15 protein-coding genes are annotated in these 18,325 nt (G+C 73.0%); 5 read left to right on the forward strand and 10 right to left on the reverse strand.

What is annotated here, in order from left to right:
* Entirely contained in the window at positions 1 to 378 is a 378-nt protein-coding gene (gene nirD, locus FRADC12_RS00825; protein ID WP_045875177.1) for a nitrite reductase small subunit NirD, read from the forward strand.
* Positions 375 to 1,583 carry a uroporphyrinogen-III synthase gene (locus FRADC12_RS00830; protein ID WP_084010380.1) on the forward strand — a complete coding sequence of 403 codons (1,209 nt, stop codon included), beginning with the start codon at positions 375 to 377 and terminating at the stop codon, positions 1,581 to 1,583. Before nirD ends, FRADC12_RS00830 begins: the two co-directional genes overlap by 4 nt.
* Before the next feature lie 71 nt (positions 1,584 to 1,654).
* Here the strand turns inward: FRADC12_RS00830 and FRADC12_RS00835 are convergent, their stop codons facing one another.
* From FRADC12_RS00835 to FRADC12_RS00850, 4 genes are all read right to left on the reverse strand, one after another.
* Positions 1,655 to 2,278, reverse strand: a complete 624-nt coding sequence (locus FRADC12_RS00835) for a hypothetical protein (protein ID WP_045875178.1) — start codon at positions 2,276 to 2,278, stop codon at positions 1,655 to 1,657.
* A gap of 3 nt (positions 2,279 to 2,281) precedes the next feature.
* Positions 2,282 to 2,875, reverse strand: coding sequence for a hypothetical protein (locus tag FRADC12_RS00840; protein ID WP_045875179.1), 594 nt, complete (start codon positions 2,873 to 2,875; stop codon positions 2,282 to 2,284).
* 253 nt (positions 2,876 to 3,128) lie between these two features.
* A complete protein-coding gene (locus FRADC12_RS00845; RefSeq protein ID WP_045875180.1) occupies positions 3,129 to 3,503 on the reverse strand; it encodes a group I truncated hemoglobin in 375 nt (124 codons plus the stop codon).
* 85 nt (positions 3,504 to 3,588) lie between these two features.
* Entirely contained in the window at positions 3,589 to 5,022 is a 1,434-nt protein-coding gene (locus tag FRADC12_RS00850; RefSeq protein ID WP_045875181.1) for an MFS transporter, read from the reverse strand.
* A 377-nt stretch (positions 5,023 to 5,399) separates the two neighbouring features.
* On the opposite strand from FRADC12_RS00850, the gene FRADC12_RS00855 reads away from it, so the two are divergent.
* From FRADC12_RS00855 to FRADC12_RS27965, 3 genes are all read left to right on the forward strand, one after another.
* Positions 5,400 to 6,446: a patatin-like phospholipase family protein gene (locus tag FRADC12_RS00855; RefSeq protein ID WP_052710611.1), complete on the forward strand. Its 1,047-nt coding sequence runs from the start codon at positions 5,400 to 5,402 to the stop codon at positions 6,444 to 6,446.
* Positions 6,447 to 6,857: 411 nt separating this feature from the next.
* Positions 6,858 to 7,994: a fatty acid desaturase family protein gene (locus FRADC12_RS00860; RefSeq protein ID WP_084011242.1), complete on the forward strand. Its 1,137-nt coding sequence runs from the start codon at positions 6,858 to 6,860 to the stop codon at positions 7,992 to 7,994.
* Entirely contained in the window at positions 7,987 to 8,430 is a 444-nt protein-coding gene (locus tag FRADC12_RS27965) for a GAF domain-containing protein (protein ID WP_052710613.1), read from the forward strand. The genes FRADC12_RS00860 and FRADC12_RS27965 overlap by 8 nt, the downstream gene beginning before the upstream one ends.
* Before the next feature lie 206 nt (positions 8,431 to 8,636).
* Here FRADC12_RS27965 and FRADC12_RS00870 read toward each other — a convergent pair whose 3' ends face one another.
* The 6 genes from FRADC12_RS00870 to FRADC12_RS00895 form a co-directional block, all read right to left on the reverse strand.
* Entirely contained in the window at positions 8,637 to 8,879 is a 243-nt protein-coding gene (locus FRADC12_RS00870) for a hypothetical protein (RefSeq protein ID WP_045878881.1), read from the reverse strand.
* A 159-nt stretch (positions 8,880 to 9,038) separates the two neighbouring features.
* The gene (locus FRADC12_RS00875) at positions 9,039 to 10,037 is read right to left on the reverse strand and encodes an iron-siderophore ABC transporter substrate-binding protein (protein WP_232303520.1); all 999 of its coding nucleotides are present in this window, start codon (positions 10,035 to 10,037) and stop codon (positions 9,039 to 9,041) included.
* A 234-nt stretch (positions 10,038 to 10,271) separates the two neighbouring features.
* Positions 10,272 to 11,960 (reverse strand): amino acid adenylation domain-containing protein, encoded by a 1,689-nt coding sequence (locus FRADC12_RS00880; RefSeq protein ID WP_232303521.1) that lies wholly within the window; start codon positions 11,958 to 11,960, stop codon positions 10,272 to 10,274.
* Positions 11,961 to 12,001: 41 nt separating this feature from the next.
* Positions 12,002 to 13,525 carry a cupin domain-containing protein gene (locus tag FRADC12_RS00885; protein ID WP_232303522.1) on the reverse strand — a complete coding sequence of 508 codons (1,524 nt, stop codon included), beginning with the start codon at positions 13,523 to 13,525 and terminating at the stop codon, positions 12,002 to 12,004.
* Between the two features lie 60 nt (positions 13,526 to 13,585).
* A complete protein-coding gene (locus FRADC12_RS00890; protein WP_052710614.1) occupies positions 13,586 to 17,044 on the reverse strand; it encodes a non-ribosomal peptide synthetase in 3,459 nt (1,152 codons plus the stop codon).
* A 64-nt stretch (positions 17,045 to 17,108) separates the two neighbouring features.
* Positions 17,109 to 18,278, reverse strand: coding sequence for a YqcI/YcgG family protein (locus tag FRADC12_RS00895; protein WP_045875183.1), 1,170 nt, complete (start codon positions 18,276 to 18,278; stop codon positions 17,109 to 17,111).
* Between the last annotated feature and the right edge of the window lie 47 nt (positions 18,279 to 18,325).

Consider the following 18,325-nt stretch of genomic DNA (forward strand, 5'->3'; position numbering starts at 1 on the left):
GTGACCTCACCCGCCACCACGCAGACCGCCGACGCGGCCGAGACCGCCGGCCGGTGGACGCCGGTGTGCCGCGGCGGCGACCTGCTCGCCGAGCGCGGCGCGGCGGCGCTGATCGGCGAGCGCCAGGTCGCGGTGTTCCGCACCTTCGACGGGTCGCTCTACGCGGTCGACAACCGCGACCCGTTCACCGGCGTCCACGTCCTGGCCCGCGGCATCGTCGGCAGCCGGGGCGACGCCCCCACCGTCACCTCGCCGCTGCACAAGCAGGTCTTCGACCTGCGTACCGGCGCCTGCCTCGATGACCCGGCCGTCTCCGTCGCCAGCTACCCCGTCCGCGACCGGGCCGGGCTGATCGAGATCTGGACCCCGGGCCCGTGACCCCGGCCGCCGCCCGCGCCGCCGGGCCGACCGACCAGTCCTCGCCAGCGGGCCAGCCCGAACAGCTGGAACCGCTGGCCGGCTACACGATCGGCATCACCGCCGCCCGCCGCCGCAAGGAGCTCGGGGCCGCGCTGGAGCGCCGCGGCGCCAAGGTCGTCTACGCCCCGGCCATCCAGATCGTCCCGCTGGCCGACGACAGCGAGCTGCTACAAGCCACCGAGCGCTGCCTGGCCGCGCCGCTGGACGTCGTCGTCGCGACCACCGGGATCGGTTTCCGCGGCTGGATGGACGCCGCCGAAGCCTGGGGGCTGGCCGAGAAGCTCACCGAGGCGGTCGACGCGGCCACCGTGCTCGCCCGCGGCCCCAAGGCCCGCGGCGCGATCCGGGCCGGCGGGCTGCGCGAGACCTGGTCGCCGGAGTCGGAGTCCTCCAGCGAGGTGCTCGACTACCTGATGTCCGGCGACGACCTGAGCGGGAAGCGGATCGCCGTCCAGCTGCACGGCGAGCCGCTGCGGGACCTGGTCGACACGCTGCGGCTGGCCGGCGCCGACGTGATCGAGGTCCCGGTCTACCGATGGGTGCCCCCGGACGACCCGACACCGCTCTACCGGCTCCTCGACACGGTCGCGACCGGCGGGCTCGACGCCGTCGCCTTCACCAGCGCGCCGGCGGCGGCCAGCTTCCTGCAGACCGCCGACCAGCGCGACTGCGGCCCCGCCGTGCGCGCCGCGCTGCGCGGCCCGGTGCTGGCGGCCTGCGTCGGCCCGGTGACCGCCGGGCCGCTGGTGCGCGAGGACATCCCCGTCGTGCAGCCCGCACGCAGCCGGCTCGGGGCCCTGGCCCGCGAGATCGTGGAGCAGGTCCCCGCCCGGCAGGGCCAGGTCGTGCCGGCCGCCGGGCATCTGCTCGACGTGCGCGGGCACGCCGTCGCCGTCGACGGCCGGCTGGTGCCGCTCAGCAGCGCCAGCATGACCCTGCTGCGCCAGCTGATCGCCAGGCCCGGCCAGGTCGTGTCGCGCCGTGACCTGCTGGGGCTGACTCCAGGCGACGGCGGCGACGAGCATGCGGTCGAGGTCGCCGTCGGCCGGCTACGGGCCGCCCTCGGGGACCCGCGCATCGTGCTCACGGTCGTCAAGCGCGGCTACCGGCTCGCCTACGAACCGGAACGCGCCAGCAGCCGCGACGGACACTGGCGGTACTGAAGGGGCCGAGCTGAAGGGGCCGAGCCCGGCGCCGGTTCGCGCCGCGGTCCGGACTACGCGGGCGGTCCGCGCTATCCGGAGCCTGGGGAGGGCGTCTCCGAACCTCCGCCCGATGCGCCTCGGCGCAGCTGCACGCATTTCTTCTGGTCATCCTGGAAGGGCGCGTCATCTGGACAAGGCACCATCTCGATCGATGGGCCGGACTGGGAGACAAAGATCCCCGCGATGGCCACGAGGAGCGCCGTGAACGCACCCGTGATGATCTCCCCGATGTGCGGGACGACCTTCAGGTTGGCGCGAATCCCGGTGATCTGGTAATAGTGCGTCCGTACCGCGGGGTCCACTCCGTGGTTCTCGAGCTCGAGGGTCGAGCCCAGGTCAAGGCTTGCGTCGAAGCGGGTGCCCACACGCTCGGGGGTTCCGACGAGTTCCAGGTCCAGGACGAAGTTGTCACCCGCGATCGTGCCGTGGTCGTGCGCGGAGATCCTGGCCGACCAGTCCCCGATGTTGCGGATCGAGAAGGTCACGTTCACCGTGACGTCGCCGGAACTGACCGGCACCGACCACGACTGGCTCTGGATATCGATCAACGACCGGACACTGACCGGGAGGTCCCTGCGCTCCAGCTGCGCGAGCGCCCGCAGGCTGAAGGGCAGATCGCCTCTGAAATCCAGTGATCCTCGGACGGAGACCACCGGTTACTCCGTGCCCAGGACGAAGTCGCCAAGCGGTACCTGCACCCAGACCGCGTCCGTGGAACCGGTGACGGCGTCAGGCCCGACACAGAGCCAGAGTGTGTGCGGGTTGGCGAACAGGGGGTCCGCGTCGACGTTCTGGACGAGGAGCAGGTCCCCGATGCCGGCCGTCCGGGGCAGCTTGATATCCACGCCCTCGACGACGGAGACCTTCAGATTGAGGTGGGCGCCGCGGATCGTGACGCCGCCCGGATAGTCTCCGTCGATGTTGAGGGTCAGCCCGTCGTTGGTGTCGTGCGTCAGTGCCCGCCGCTTCCCGCGCGGTGAGTGGCGCCGGCTGGCCGAGTCCAGGTGCAGCTCATACGAATGCGCCCGGAGCACATCTCCGTCAATGCTGACGCCACCCGGATAGTCACCCTCGAAGTTGACGGTGAGACCGTCGTTCACATTGTGTACAAGGGCGCGCCGCTCGCCCCCGTCGACCGAACGGCGTTCCGGGGAGTCGAGCTTGAAGTCGGTCGTCTCCGACTTCAGGATTTCCCCTTGAATCGTCACGAGACCGTCGTCGGAGTCGTCGAGAATGATATCAGCCGGCATACGAGTTCCTTCCCCAGGGGCACTTGTCGGCCCGCGCTGCGAAATTCGGTGGAGCGGCCTTTATACTACGAATTTCGAGACACGCCGAATTTGCGGCCCGTTGGGGTAGGTCTGTCGGCGTGGAAAGAGCCACGCGACCGGCCCGCTGGTACGATCGCCGTTTTGACCCTCTTTCCGGTGGTTGCCCGGCCCGATTCGCCACCCAGAAAAGAGCCAAAAGCGACAATCAGGAACGGTGGCGGGGCGGGGCCGGCTAGCTGGCCTTCTCGGCCGGTGCCGCGGTGACGATGTCGGCGCGCAGCGGGGCGAGCGCGCCGCCGATCTGGTCGATTGTCTCCGCCGGCACGCCCAGCCCGGTCAGCGTGTCGACGAGGTGGCCCACGACGGCGTCGAAGTCGGCGTCGGCGATGTTCAGGCCCGTGTGGGCGGCGGCCATGTCCCGGCCGGCGTAGATCTCCGAGCCGCCGATCGCCGCGGCGATGAAGGACCGCTGGTGCGACTTCAGCCGGGCCAGGCCGGTGCCCGTGAAGAACGGTGCCAGGCTCGGGTCGGCCAGCACCCGGGTGTAGAAGTCCTCGACGGCTGCCTGCACGGCCGGTGCCCCGCCGATTGAGTTGTAGATGCTCATGTGCTCTCCCCTTCTCGCACAGTGGATGTCACGCGTCACCGCTGGGGCCCGGCACCAGCCGGGCCCCAGCGTGATTGTCGATCGGTTAGATCACGACGCCGCGTCGGTCTGCGACGCGCAGGTAAACCGCCCAGGTCAGGGCGCCGCAGAGCAGGTAGTAGGCGATGAACGCGATGTAGGCGCCGTCCCCGGTGCCGTAGCTCAGGAAGGACTGCCGGAACGTGAGGTTGACGAGCACCCCGCCGAACGCGCCGATCGCGCCGGCGATGCCGATGACCGCGTTGGACAGCCGCCGGGACTCGTGCTCGACCGCCGCCGGCTCCGCGTTCGCCACCGCCGCGTCGCCGGCCCGGCCGCGGAAGATCGCCGGGATCATCTTGTAGGTCGAGCCGTTGCCGATCCCCGACAGCACGAACAGGGCGAGGAAGCCGACGTAGAACAGCGGCAGCGACTTCTCCCGGGAGGCCGTCAGCACGATCGCGGCGGCGAGCGCCATCAGGACGAAGTTCCACAGCGTCGTGCGGGCGCCACCGATGCGGTCGGCGAGCCAGCCGCCGACCGGGCGGATCAGTGACCCGACCAGCGGGCCGAGGAAGGTCAGGTAGGCGATCTTCACGGGGTCGACCTTCGTGCCGGTCAGGAAGTGGGCGCCGAACTGGTTCTGCAGCACCTGGCCGAAGGCGAACCCGAACCCGATGAACGACCCGAAGGTCCCGATGTAGAGGACCGAGATGATCCAGGTGTCGGCATGGCGGCAGGCGTCGCGCATCGCATGCTTGTCGGCGCGGACGTGGGCGATGTTGTCCATCCACAGCGCCGCGGCCAGGGCCGCCAGCACGATCAGCGGGATGTAGATCGCCAGAATGACCCGGGGATGGCCCTTGCCGGCCGTGGCCAGCACGGCCAGCCCGACCAGCTGGACGACCGCCACCCCGATGTTGCCGCCGCCCGCGTTCAGCCCGAGCGCCCAGCCCTTGAGCCGCTCCGGGTAGAACGAGTTGATGTTGACCATCGAGGAGGCGAAGTTTCCGCCGCCCACCCCGGCCAGGGCCGCCATCAGCAACAGCGTGCTGAACGAGACTCCCGGTCGCAGCAGCGCCGCGGCGACGATCGTGGGGATCAGCAGCGCGCTGGCGCTGACGATGGTCCAGTTCCGGCCGCCGAACTTCGCGACCGCGAACGTGTAGGGCAGCCGGACGCCGGCCCCCAGCGCCGCCGGCAGCGTCGTCAGCAGGAACTTCTCGGCCGCCGCGTGCTTGGGATCGGCGGACAGCCCGTAGGCCGGCGTCAGGAACAGCACGAACACCGACCACAGGCTCCACACCGAGAACCCGATGTGCTCGCTGAACACCGAGAGCAGCAGGTTGCGGCGGGCGATCCGGGCCCCGCCCAGGCGCCAGAAGCCCTCGTCCTCCGGACGCCAGTCCGTGAGCCATCGGCCCCGGCGCTCGGCGCCCTCGGGTCCGGTCGATTCCGGCGTGGTCGTTGTCGTGACGGTCGTCATCAGGGTCCTTCCCATCCGTGGCAGCCTCTGTGACGGCTCGGCACGGACGTTAGGAACCCGTGGTTGCCCCACCATTCGTGAATGGCGACGCCGAGGAAACTTTTCCCGCACCGGACCGCAGCGCGCCCGGAGAGATTCCGCCGCCCCTCGGCCTCAGCCACGGGAGGGCGGCGCCCACCGGTCGCCCAGGGCTTGATCGGACCGGCGGGACGCGCGATCCTCGGGCTGAACCACCACGGACAGCACCGGGGAGACGTCTACCCGTGATGGGGCATACCGCACGGGGGTGTCTGCGTTGGGGAGATTGTCATAGCCTGACATTGGCTCTGGGCGGCGCGCCCTCCACGCGGGGCAGCGGGCCTTCAGGCCACTGAACATGCCCGGGAGGTCCGATGACCGCTCCGCTGCTTCCGTCGCAGCCGTCGTTTTCCTCGGTCCCGCCACGGGACGACGCCGGCCCCACGACCGACGCTCGGCCCCGCGACGCTGCCGGCGACCTGAGAGCCGTGGCTGGCACCGGCGAGTCGGGCGATCCCGGGGACGCGCCCGGCGGGCGGGTCGCGTTCGTCTTCCAGGGCGGCGGGAGCCTCGCGGCGGCGCAGGTCGGCATGCTGCGGGCGCTGACCGAGGCGGGCATCGTCCCGGACCTCGTCGTCGGCGCCTCGGCCGGCGCCCTGAACGCGGCCGCGTTCGCCACCGATCCCACCGAGGCGGGCATCGAACGGGTGGCCGCGGTGTGGGCCTCGCTGCGCCGCAAGGACGTGGCGCCGCTGTCGCTGCGGGCCCTGGCCGGCGGCCTCATCGGCCGGCAGGACGGGCTGGCCTCCAGCACCGGGCTGCGCCACCTGCTGGAGAGCGGGCTGGTCGCGGCGCGGCTGGAGCAGACCGTGATCCCGGCCCACGTCGTGACGACAGACCTGGAGACCGGCCATCCGCTGGTGCTCTCCGAGGGCGACACGGTCCAGGCGCTGCTGGCCACCTCCGCCTACCCGGGGGTGTTCCCGCCGGTCACCATCGACGGTCGGCGGCTCATCGACGGCGGCGTCAGCGCCGACACCCCGGTCCGCCAGGCCGAGGGCCTCGGCGCGATGACGACCTACGTACTGCCCTCGGTCGGGCCGACCCCGGCCGCAGCGACGCCGGAGCCGGTCCCGCACGGGGCGTTCGCGCTGGCACTGCGCGCGCTCAACCAGATCCTCGGCAACGCCGCCCGGGCCGACATGTCCGCCGTCCGCGGGACCGTGTACCTGCTGCCCGCCCCCGGCACGACCATCGTCAACCCGTTCGACTTCCGCGGCACCGGAGCCCTGCTCACCGCCGGCTACCGGCTCACCCGGGCGTGGCTGCGCGATGCCACCCCGGTCCAGGCGCCTGCCGCGGCCGCCCCGCCGGTGCCGCTACGGCTCCCGCTCACGGCCTCGGCCCCCGGACTGGCCTGACGATCAGAGCCCGGGCCAGCTCCCCCCGGTCCGTCCCCATCCCGCACCCCAGGCAGCCCCGGCCCCACCCCGCCTGGCCCAACTTCCCCTGCGCAACCAGCGATCAAGGCGGCTCCACGCCCCACCCGAACGTCTTGATCACTGGTTGCGCAGGCAAAACGACGTTCCATGCCCCGATTTGTTCACTTTTCCCCTGCGCAGTTTTCGATCAAGGAGTAGCACCCAGCCCCGCCACCCGGATGATCGGCGCCTGCGCAGGTAAGCCGGCGCTTCGGATCGGCGGGGGCGACCGGGGGCGGCGTAGCCTGGGAAGTGCTACGTCAGCGTGGCTGTGTTCTCGTCCGGGTCTGGTCCGAACGCCTATTCCGGGTTCCCTCTCGCTGATGCGTTGGTCAACTGAGAGGGATGACCATGACGACGGAGATCGTTGCTGGGGTTCGCGCGGGGCAACCGTCCCCGGCGGGGGTGACGGGCGCCCGGGGCACCGAGTACGGCGAGCTGGGCCGCCGGGTCAGGCACGCGTCGCTGCTGGATCGCCGGCCTGGCTGGTACTGCGCGCGGATCGCGGTGAACCTCGGCCTGCTGGGCGCCGGCTGGGTGGCGTTCGTGCTGGTGGGGAACTCGTGGTGGCAGCTGGGCATCGCCGCGTTCCTGGCGGTGATGTTCACCCAGGTCGCGTTCGTCGGGCATGACGCCGGGCATCGGCAGATCGTCGCCGGCCGGCGGGCCAGCGACGCCGTGGGCCTGCTGCACGGCGACCTGATGGCCGGGCTGAGCTTCGGCTGGTGGCTGGCCAAACACAACCGGCACCACAGCCACCCCAACCAGGTCGACCGGGATCCGGACATCGGCGCCGGGGCGTTCGTTTTCACACCGGCCGACGCCCGCCGTCGCCATGGGCTGGGCCGGTTGCTGACGTCGTACCAGGCCTACCTGTTCTTCCCGATCCTGCTGCTGGAGGGGCTGAACCTGCATGTCGCGAGCGTGCGGGAGCTCGCCGGGCGGCGCGGGCGGGCCGCCGTGGTGGAGGCGCTGCTGCTGCTGGTGCACTTCACCGCGTACCTGACCGTCGTCGCCCTCGTCCTGTCGCCGGTCAAGGCCGTGGTCTTCGTGCTCGTCCACCAGGCGCTGTTCGGCCTGTACATGGGATGCACGTTCGCCCCGAACCACAAGGGGATGCCCCTCCTGGCCCGCGACGAGCCGGACTTCCTGCGCCGCCAGGTACTGACCGCGCGCAACATCCGCGGCGGCCGAGTCACCGACCTGGTGTTCGGCGGGCTGAACTACCAGATCGAGCACCACCTGTTCCCGAGCATGCCGCGGCCGAGCCTGCGCCGGGCGCAGCCGCTGGTCCGCGCGTTCTGCGAGGCCCGGGGCGTCGCCTACCAGGAGGCCAGCGTGCTGGGCTCCTACGGCGAGGTGCTGCGGTGGCTGCACGAGGTCGGGGCACCGTCGCGCCATCCGGGCCGGGAGAACAGGCTAGTCACGGCCGGGAACCTCGTCGGCCTCCCACCGCGCCTGCGTGCCAGTCAGGGAGCACGTGAGTGATCCCGGCCGGCCTCGCCGCGAGCTGCTGTCCCCGCTGGCGGGCCAGTCCGGGGACGCCACCCCGTTGGACCGGCTGTGCGTCGGCGTCGTGTCGGCCCTGCCGGTGGACGGGGCCGCGATCGCGGTGACGTCCGACGGTGCCGCGCGGGTCGCCGGCGCGAGCGACCCGGCTGCCGCATGCCTCGACGATCTTCAGTTCACCCTCGGGGAGGGGCCCGGCTGGGACGCTGTCCGCCACCGGCGTCCGGTGCTCGTCGCGGACCTCGCCGGGCAGCCTGAGCGTCGCTGGCCGATGTTCGCCCCCGCCGTGCTGGCCGCCGGCTTCCGGGCGGTCTTCGCGTTCCCGCTGCAGATCGGCGCAGTCCGCCTGGGCGCTCTCGATCTCCTGTGCGGGCGGCCCGGGCCGCTCGGCGACGACACGCTGGCGGACGCGTAGATCGTCGCGGACGTCGCGGCGCTGACGCTCCTCGACCCGCCGGCCGGCGCCTCGCCCAGCCTGACCGGCCGGCGGTCAGGGCTGGGCCCGCAGGACACCCTCGGGCTGTACCGAGCCGAGGTCCACCAGGCGACCGGGATGCTGATGGTGCAGCTCGGAGACGCGCAGGAGGCCGCCCGGCCAGGGGCCCGCGGACTAGCCAGGGCTCAGGACAGGCCGGTGGCGGCGGAGGCCTCTGCGAGCGACGGCCAGTCGCGGCCGATCATCACCCAGCCGTCGTGGCCCGCCTGGGGACTTTTGGGATCGTGCACCTTGACCTGCCAGCTGCCCGGGCTGGTCTCCCGGGCGAGCGCGGCCTTGCCGTCGCACGTACCGTATCGGCTACCGAGCACCGCCGGCGACGTGGCGGGCGGAGCGGCGGAAGGCGCGGAACCGTTCTCAGCGGACATGAGGGCCTTCACAGAGGAGAGAGGCCACCGAGGTGCCCAACGTCGAGACAGGAGGCTCAACGGGACCGCGATGGCGAGGCGCGGCAGCCCGTCCGGGCCAACTGTTCGCCAACAGCACCAGCCTACGCCGGGCCCGTCCACCAGACCGCCCGAGGACGGTCAGGTGGTCGCCGCGGCCTTGGCCAGGACCGGCTTGAGCTGCTCCAGCTGCCATGGGATGTTGAGGATCGTCGGGTTGTTGACCGCGCCCGCGGTGAACGCGTCGACCTCCAGCACCCGTCCCGCCCGCACCGCCGGGATGTCGGTGAACAGCTTGTTGGCGTCCATCTCGGTCTTCAGCTCAGGCGCCGCGTAGCCGACCAGCATGAAGTCGGCGTCGAGCGCCCCGAGCTTCTCCATGCTCAGCTCCCGGTCGACCACGTTGGCGGTCACGCCTGGCGCGAGCTTCATCCCGAGCTCGGAGTAGAGCTGCACCGACACCGTCTTCGGGTCGTCGATCACCGCCAGGCCGCCGGACTCGTAGTAGAAGGAGTAGCTGAAGGTCTTGCCGGCCAGGCCGGGCAGGCTCGACCTGGCGTCCTGGATGGTCTTCTCGGTCGCGGCGATCGCCTTCTGCTCATCGGCGGCACGACCGACGGCCTTGCCGATGATGGTGCTGTTCTCCTGCCAGGTCGCGATGCCGGCGTCATCCGTGTAGCCGACGGTCGGCGCGATCTTCGAAAGCTTGCCGTAGTAGTCCTCGAGGCCGTAGAAGTTCGTGGCCAGGATCAGGTCCGGGTGCAGCGAGGCGATCTGCTCGAGGTTCAGGTCGCCGCTGGTGTCGAGGGCCGTGCTCTTCGACAGGTCGATCTTTCCGGACAGCCAGGGAAAGACGCCGTCGGGCTTGTACGGGTTCCGCGCGTACGCGATCGGCGTGATGCCGAGCGTCGCCAGGGTGTCCTCCTCATAGCTGAGCGCGATGATCCGCTTCGGCTGGGCCGGGACGACTGTCGTGCCGAACTTGTTCTTCAGGGTGACGGGGAAGCTGCCCGCCGCCGCGCTCGCTGACGCCACCGTCCCTGCGCCGCCGCTGCCATCGCTGCTGCCGCAGCCGGCGGCCGTGGCCACCGCGGCGACGGCGAGCAGCACCGTCAGGAGGAGTCTCAGTCCGTGTCGCACTGCCTTCTCGTTTCATGGTCAGGCCGCGCGCTAACGGCACGCGGGGCGTGGTGGAGTTGCGCGCCGGCAGCCGTGGCCGGGCGCGAGCCGCGGCCTCGGCGCGGGACGTGGGCGGCCAGAGCGTTCAAGGGCCCGACGTGACCAGCGAGATTTAAGTAAGGCTTAGTTAAGTGGATCGAGACGCTCCCGTCCAGCCCCAACGCGAACAAATCCGGCGCGGGCACCGGAGGCCCGCTAGCCGCGCACGGACGCGTGGGCGGCTGGCGGCGGCGTCAGGGCTCGGCGGTCGACCTTGCCGCCAGCGGTGACCGGGAGGGTGTCGAGCACGGTCACGACGCTCGGCACCATGTACTGGGGTAGCTGGGCGGCGCACCAGGCCAGCACCTCGCCGACGACCGGGTCGCCGGCGACCGCCGCCGCTCCTGGCCCGGAGCCGGCCCGGCCGACGCCGGCGCGGTCCGCGTCGGGGACGACGAAGGCGAGCAGCCGGGGCGCGGCGGCCTCCTGGGAGAGCACGACCGCCGCCCGGCGCACCCAGGGGTGCGCGGCGAGCGCGGCCTCGACCTCCTCCAGCTCCAGCCGCATCCCTCGGATCTTCACCTGGTTGTCGGTGCGCCCCACGAACTCCAGCCAGCCGGCGGCGGCGTTCCAGCGGGCGAGGTCCCCGGTCCGGTACATCCGCGCGCCGCCGCCGGCGAACGGGTCGGCGACGAAACGCGCGGCGGTCATCGCCGGGTTGTGCACATAGCCGCGGCCGAGCAGGAAACCGGCCACGTACAGCTCACCGACCGCGCCGCCCGGCACCGGCTCCAGCCGGTCGTCGAGCAGGTGGAGCTGGGTATGCGGATTGGGCCGGCCGATCGACGCGGCCAGACGCTCCGCGCTGTCCCGGTAGATCACGTGGGAAACGCCGATCGTGGTTTCGGCGGGGCCGTACCCGTGGTAGAGCGCGGTACCGAGCTGGGCGCGGAAACGGGCGAAGAGCGCGGGCGTCAGCACCTCTCCCCCGCACCAGACGTGGCGCAGCGAACCGAGCGCCGACGTCCCTTCCGCCGCCTCCAGGAGAATGTCCAGCATCGAGGACACGAGATAGACGAAGGTGACCCGCTCCTGCTCGATCAGATCGACCAGATAGCCCGGGTCGATCTCACCGTCCGGCCCCGCCACGACAACCCGGCCGCCGCAGACCAGCGGCAGCAGGATCTCGTTGATGGAGATGTCGAACGACAGCGGCGCCTTGAACAGGGACGCGTCATCCGGCCCGAACCCGAACAGGTCCGTGGCCTGCCACCGCAGCCGCTCGGCGATCGCGTCCTGGCGGATCATCGCCCCTTTCGGGGTCCCGGTCGACCCGGAGGTGAACATGACGTAGGCCAGCCCTGCCGAGGGAATCGGCAGATCGAGCGGCTCGCGGGACTGACCGTCCCAGGGCCAGGCGGCCAGGCTGGCCAGGACCGCGGGCAGACCGTCCACCAGCGCGCCGGACGAGGACACCGCGTCCGGACCGGTCACGACCAGCCGGGCCCGCGCCTCGGCGAGCACCTGGCGGCGGCGCGCCTCGGGCCAGGCCGGCTCGACCGGGACGAACGCGCCGCCGGCGGCCATCACCGCGAGCACCGCGATGACCATCTCCGCCGACCGCGCGAGCCGGATGCCGACGACGTCCTCCGGGCCGAGGCCCCGCGCGCGCAGCGCCCTGGCGAGCTGGAACACCCGGGCCCCGAGCTCCCGGTAGGTCAGCCGCCGTTGCGGCGCCACCAGCGCGGGCGCGTCCGGTGAGCGCCGTACCTGGGCGGTGAACAGCTCGGCGACGGTCGTGGTGGACGCGGGCACCCTGAAGTCGTTCCAGTCCTCGAGCACCGTGCCCTCGCCGGCCGTCCCGACGGGCGCCAGACCGTCCTCATAGCGCGAACTCACAACCATTCCCATCTGTCGGCGATGAAACAGGCGGCGCTCCGCCGGGCCTAGAACCTCAGGTACATGTCGTCCGGAATGATCGGCTGGTGGTACGTACACACCCCAGAAAGCACGGTGGACCCGTGCAGCCGCGATTTCGGGATGAGAATCTTGTCGCCGTCGCTCAGCGAGATCTTGTGCGTGACGTTGTTCCAGAAATGCATGTCGCCGGACTCGATCATGACCAGCCGGTGCTCGTCGTGGACATGCGTCGTCGACGTCTCGTCGCAGGACTCGACGAACGTGTCCAGATCGACCTCGATGCCCTCGGCCGTCAGGTAGGCGTCGATGGCCCGCGCCTTCGCCTTGTGTTCCTCAATCGCGTCCGCCCAGGCCAGCTGCGCGGCGAGGTCGCGGTCCCACAGCCGGGCGAGCTGGGCCGCGTCGGCGAAGCCCGCGTGGAACGCGGTCAGCGCCGCGTCGCCGGACACCGCGAGCAGCGGGGCCAGCAGCGCGCCGACCAGCTCGTCGAGCGCGGCCGGGGTGGCCAGCGGCACCGGCTGGGCGAAGAAGGCGGGCCGGTCGCCGAGGCCGTCCTCGACCGCGTCCGCCCAGGACTCGGCGGTGACCGACTCGTCGACGAGCTGGTGCGTGAACGCGCCGAGCAGCTCGGCGTGGCGCAGCGGCGACCGGGACAGCTGGTGGCTGTGGTTGCCGCGGGCCAGCGACGTGTTCAGGTACAGCTGCCAGTAGGCGCCGACCGACGCGGTGAGCCCCGCCGCGGCGAGCAGGGCCGCCCAGCTGGCCGAGCCCGCCACCCAGCGCTGGTAGTGGGCGAGGAGCAGGGCCCGGGCGGCGGGCTGGGCGAGGTCGTACTCGCCGAGCGCGCCGCGCCCGACCGCCGTGCGCGCCGCCGGCAGGAAGGCCGAGAGCTGCAGCAGCGCGAACGTCGTCGCCTCGCGCCGGTCGAGGGTGCCGCGCAGGACCGCGAACGCGTCTCCCGGGTGGTCGCGGCGTTCCTCCCAGTACCCGTGCAGGTCGCCCAGCAGCCCACCGAGCCGGCCGCCGGGCGAGGATGGCCGGGCCGAGGCCAGGAAGGAGAACAGGTGGCGTTCGAGGACCGGCTGGGCGAGCGCGCCGCGCAGCCGGTTCGCCGGGCCGTAGAAGTCGGCGCCGTCCCGGTCGGCCGCCTCGCTGCGGCTCGGCGGCAGGTAGAGCAGGTCGGCGTCGTAGATGTTGCGCAGCATCCGGTGCCCGAGCAGGCCGGAGAGCTTCAGCACGTCGGCGGCGGCCAGCTCGGTGGCGTAGTCCAGCCAGCCCAGGTCGGCGGGCCGGACCGGGCGCCGGTAGGGGTCCGACTCGGTGGTCAGCTCCTCCCACTCGGCGGCCCGGAACGCCGGGTTGGCCGCGAAGGCACGGACCAGCGCGTGCGCGCCCGCGCCGCGCTGGGCGGCCTCCACCCGGCGGACCAGGTCGTCCCCACCGGCGGTCAGGGTCCGCGCGTCGTCGGGGCCGGCCGCGGGTGCCGGGTCGAGTGGGTGGTCCGGGCTGGTGAGCTCGGCCAGCGTCGTCGTCGTCTGGTCCGGGGTCATCGGTTCCTCCTCCGGCGGGGATGGTGGGGGGCGCGGGGGCAGCCAGTCAGGCGCGGGCGCTCAGGCATCGCGACCCGGGCCGTCCGCGTCGGCCCGCACGGCGTCCAGCCGGCGGGCGAGCCGCTCGACGGTGGTGTGGGCGCACAGGTCGGGCAGCGCGACCCGCCGGCCGAGGCGCGCCTCCAGCTGGGTCTGCACCCGGATCAGCAGCAGCGAGTGGCCACCGAGCCCGAAGAAGTCGTCGTCGGCCCCGACCCGTTCGACCCCCAGCACCTGGGACCAGACGTCGGCGACGAGCTGTTCCAGGCCGGCGGCCGGGGCGAGGTGCTCGGCGCCCGAGGGATCCGGTGCCGGGGAGCCGAGCGCGGCGAGCGCGCGCCGGTCGGTCTTGCCGGCCGCCGTGCGCGGCAGCTCGCCGACCGGGACGAAGACATCGGGGACCAGGTGGCGGGGCAGCCGCTCGGACAGCCAGGCCCGCAGCTGGGCGGCCGTGGGCGGGGCGGCGTCGCCCTCGGCCAGGTAGTACGCCCGCAGCTCGTCCGTGCCGGCCCGGGCGGTGGCTAGCACGACGACGGCCTGGCGCACGCCGGGGTGGCGGGCCAGCGCGTGCTCGATCTCCTCCGGCTCCACCCGGAAGCCGCGGATCTTGACCTGGTTGTCGGCCCGGCCCAGGAACTCGATCTCCCCGTCGGGGCGGAACCGGGCCAGGTCCCCGGTCGCGTACATCCGGCTGCCCGGCACCGGGCTGAACGGGTCGGGCATGAACCGGTCCGCCGTGCGGCGCGGGTCGTTGAGGTAGCCCCGCGCGAGGGGCAGACCGCTGATGAACAGCTCGCCGACCGCGCCCACCGGCACCGGGTTGTACTCGTCGTCGAGGATCCGGATCTGGGTGTTCGGGTTGGGCCGGCCGATCGAGACGCGCGGGGCTGCGCCGCCTGGCTCGAACACCCGGCAGGAGACGCCGATCGTCGCCTCGGCCGGCCCGTAGCCGTGGAACATCCGCGCGTCCCACCGGTCCCGGAACCGGCGGTACAGCTCGTCGGGCAGCACCTCGCCGCCGCACCAGACGTACCGCAGCGACAGCCCGGCCACCGCGGCGTCCGGGCGGCCGAGCATCGCGTCGAGCAGGGACGTCCCGACGTAGCAGAACGTCACGGAGTGCTCGCGGATGATCTCCAGCAGCGCGTCCGGGTCGCTCTCGGCCCGCGGCGGCGCGACGACGAGGCGCGCCCCGGCCGTCAGCGGCAGGAAGATCTCGTTGACCGAGATGTCGACGCCCAGCGGCGCCTTGTGCAGCAGGACGTCGCCGGCCGTGAGACCCAGCAGGTCGGCCTGCCAGCGCAGCCGGTTGCAGATCGCCTGATGGCGGATCATCACGCCCTTCGGCGTCCCGGTCGACCCGGAGGTGTAGATCACGTACGCGAGGTTCTCCAGGTCGACGCCACCGCTCGGGTCTTCGACCAGGCCCGGGTCCGCGCTCAGATCGGTGGCCGTGGCCTCGACGCCGTCGTGCACTCCAGCAGGCCGGCCGGCGGGGTCGAGGCGGATCACCGGCACGGTCCCGGTCGACGGAACGCCGGGTGGACCGGCCGTGGGCAGCTCGGGCAGGGCGACGCCAGCCCCGGTGACCACCGCCGCGATCCCGGCACCGCCGGCGACGGCCACGACGCGCCGGGCCGGCCAGCTGGCTTCCAGCGGCACGAAGGCGCCGCCGGCCCGCAGGACGCCGAGCAGGGCGACCACGAGCGCGGCGGACCGCGGGACGCAGACCCCGACGGTGACCTCGGGGCCGACCCCCGCGGCGCGCAGCCGGGCGGCCACCTCTTCGGCCCGTCGTTCGAGCTCGCCGTAGCTGAGCGTGACGGCGGGGCCACCGTCACCGTCGAGGCCGACCACCGCGAGCGCGTCGGGCGCCCGCTGGGCCTGGTCGGCCACCAGGCCGGTGAGCGAGCGCTCGACGAGCGGGCTCACCGGCCCGCTCGGCCAGTCGTCGACGACGAGCCGGCGCTCCGCGGCGGACAGGGCGTCGAGCTCGCCGACCACGACGTGCTCATCGGCCTGCTCGCACAACCGGGCGAACCGGCCGACCAGCCGGTCCGCGGCCGCGGCCGTGAAGACGGTGGCGTCGACGGCCACGGCGACCGTGACGGCGTCCGGGTCGTCCTGCGCGGTCAGGACCAGCGGGAAGCGCGCGGCACCGTTCTCCAGCCCGAGCTCCTCGACGCTCAGGCCGGGCAGGGCGACGTCGGGCAGCAGCCGCGAGCGGTGGGAGAACGCAACGTCGAAGAGGCCCCCGCCGGTGCCACCGACGAGGCCCGGGCCCAGCGGGCGGCCGGGCGAGCCCTCGGGCCTGGCACTCGCGGCACACCTGCCCTGGTCGTCGCGCAGCGCCCGGACGACCTCGTCGAACGGCGCCTCCCGGCGGGCCCTGGCCGCGAAGCTGCGTTCGCGCACCGCCTCGACCAGCGCGCCGAACGTGCGCCTGGCGTCGACCCGGGCCCGCAGCACGACCGTGTTGGCGAAGTTCCCGACCACGCCCTCCAGCCCGGTGTGCGGGCGATCGGTGACGGAGGTGCCGACGGCGATGTCCGTCTCGCCGGTGGAGCGGTGCAGCAGGACCATTCCGGCGGCGAGCAGGACGTCGGCGAGGGAGGTCTGGTGCGCGACGGCGAGGGCGCGCAGCCGCCGGGTGACCTCGGCGGTCAGCGTCACCTCGCGGCGCAGTGCCGGACGGTCGGCATCCGCCAGGTCCGGGTGTCGGGCCGGCGCCGGCTCGCGGTCGTCGCGGGCGCCGGCCAGCGCGGCGGCGAGCAGCGGCGGTGGCGGCGAGAGCGCGTCACGCCACCACGACAGGTGGCGGGTGACCTCGGTCAGCTGCTCGGCCGTGCCCTCGCGCCGGGCATGATCGGCATACCGGGCCGACGGCGCTCCCGGCTCGGGCCGGCCGCCCTGGCACCGGGCCCGGTAGCACGCGGCGAGATCGGCGAACAGGATCGCCAAGCTCGGGTCGTCGGCGGCGATGTGGGCGAGCACCAGGTACAGGACATGTTCGTCCGGCCCGACCCGCGCCACCAAAGCGCGCAGCGGGATCTGCCCGCCGAGGTCGATCGGCTCCCGCCCGAAGGCCGCCATCGCCGCCCGCACCGCGGCCGCCGGCCGCGCCGTCAGGTCCTGGAAGGTGACGGTGAACAGCTCGGCGGCCGGGCGGTCGAGGACGACCTGCGTCGGCCCGCCGGCCGCGTCGGCCGGGTAGACGGTCCGCAGAGTCTCGTGCCGGTCGACGACGTCGCGCAACGCCGCGGTCAGAGCCTCGAGGTCGAGCGGGCCGGTGAGACGGGCGCCCACCGACAGGTGGTAGGCGCTGCTGTCGGGGGCGAGCCGGTGCAGGAACCACGACCGGCGCTGGGCCGACGACAGCGGCGCGGGACCGTGCGCGGCGGCCGCGGGCTCGTGGCCGCCCGGGGCGTCGTCGCGGGGCGGGTGGGACGGCGTGGGTGTGGCAGGCCGGCTCGCGACCATCGTCAGTGTTCCCTTCGGTTCCACAGTGGCGGGCGGGCGCCGCTCGACGACGCCCGGGCCGTCGTCAGACGGAGACTCGGTCCCGCGCGGCGACCGCGCCGGGCCGGCCAGCCCGCGCCCGCGCTCCGGCGCCCGTCGCGGCGGTGCGCCCGGCGGTCGCGGACATGCGGCGCCGCAGGCTGCGCGGCCGCAGGTCGCCCCAGGCCAGCTCGATGCTGTCCAGGCACTCGCTCCGGGTCCCCGTCACGAACGTGTCGAACCAGCCGAGCGCGTTGCGGCGCTCCTGGGGCCACACCGAGTACTGCTGCTCCTGGTTGACGACCACCTTGAACAGGCGGGGCGCCGGCTCGTCGTGGGCCGGCGCGGCGGCCAGCCCGCCGGCAGCCGCCTGCCCGTGCGCTTCCTTGGTCTCGCCCGAGTGGCCTCCGGCGGCCGGCCCGCCGGCGGCCTCCCACCTCGCCCGGAACGGGCACCCGGCGGCGACCGAGGCGTCGTCACGCAGGAAGTACTGCTTCCATTCCCGGTTCGCCGGGTCGCCGTACGAGCCCAGCAGCGGGGTCGAGTCCACCTCGTCCATCCGCCGCAGCCGCTCGCGGATGACCTTCCGGGCCGCCGCGCCCCGCGGGGTGGTCGGTGCCAGCCCCTCGAAGACCCAGCGCGGCTGGAACGTGATGTTGAAGACCGGGTTGCTCCGGCTGCGCAGCCGGCGGTGGGCCGGCGTGTTGCAGACGACGAAGATCGGGGAGCCGCGGAAGCTGAACTCCCAGGCCGGGTCGTCGGTGTCGGTCGGGATGTCCGACGGCCAGGGCTCGCCGTCGCTGTCGTGCAGGTAGCGCAGCAGCGACCAGAACCGCCGCTCGTACCCGAGGACGTCGTCGCTCTCCTGCCCGACCGTCCCGTTGCCGGACCCGAAGAACACGACCAGGGAGGTGTTCCGCGAGATCGACTGGTAGGTCGCGAGGTAGCTGGCGAGGATGTCGGGCAGCACCGACCAGGTCCGCTCGTCGGACAGGTCGTCGACGAAGCCGAACCGCAGCCCGCCGCTGTTGGCGGCGGCCACCGCGAAGACGCACGGAAACGGCTCGGCCTCGGACCGCAGGGTCGCGATCAGGTCGCGGGCGGCGCCGGCGCCCCATTTCGGCATCAGGCCGATGGCGAGGTCCAGCGCCTCCTCGTGGAGGGAACCGGCCGCGCCGGCGGCACTCACCGCCCGGGCATGCAGAGTGTCTCGCACCTTGGTTCTCTTTCGGGTTGGCCGCGGGCCGGTCCCGGCCCGCGGTC

The organism is Pseudofrankia sp. DC12 (assembly GCF_000966285.1).
Classification (GTDB): Bacteria; Actinomycetota; Actinomycetes; order Frankiales; family Frankiaceae; genus Pseudofrankia.

Excerpts from the sequence above, each read along its gene's own strand:
- FRADC12_RS00840 (WP_045875179.1), bottom strand. The coding sequence starts at position 2,875 with ATGCCGGCTGATATCATTCTCGACGACTCCGACGACGGTCTCGTGACG.
- FRADC12_RS00845 (WP_045875180.1), bottom strand. The coding sequence starts at position 3,503 with ATGAGCATCTACAACTCAATCGGCGGGGCACCGGCCGTGCAGGCAGCC.
- FRADC12_RS00850 (WP_045875181.1), bottom strand. The coding sequence starts at position 5,022 with ATGGGAAGGACCCTGATGACGACCGTCACGACAACGACCACGCCGGAA.
- FRADC12_RS00855 (WP_052710611.1), top strand. The coding sequence starts at position 5,400 with ATGACCGCTCCGCTGCTTCCGTCGCAGCCGTCGTTTTCCTCGGTCCCG.
- FRADC12_RS00860 (WP_084011242.1), top strand. The coding sequence starts at position 6,858 with ATGACGACGGAGATCGTTGCTGGGGTTCGCGCGGGGCAACCGTCCCCG.
- FRADC12_RS00870 (WP_045878881.1), bottom strand. The coding sequence starts at position 8,879 with ATGTCCGCTGAGAACGGTTCCGCGCCTTCCGCCGCTCCGCCCGCCACG.
- FRADC12_RS00880 (WP_232303521.1), bottom strand. The coding sequence starts at position 11,960 with ATGGTTGTGAGTTCGCGCTATGAGGACGGTCTGGCGCCCGTCGGGACG.
- FRADC12_RS00885 (WP_232303522.1), bottom strand. The coding sequence starts at position 13,525 with ATGACCCCGGACCAGACGACGACGACGCTGGCCGAGCTCACCAGCCCG.
- FRADC12_RS00890 (WP_052710614.1), bottom strand. The coding sequence starts at position 17,044 with ATGGTCGCGAGCCGGCCTGCCACACCCACGCCGTCCCACCCGCCCCGC.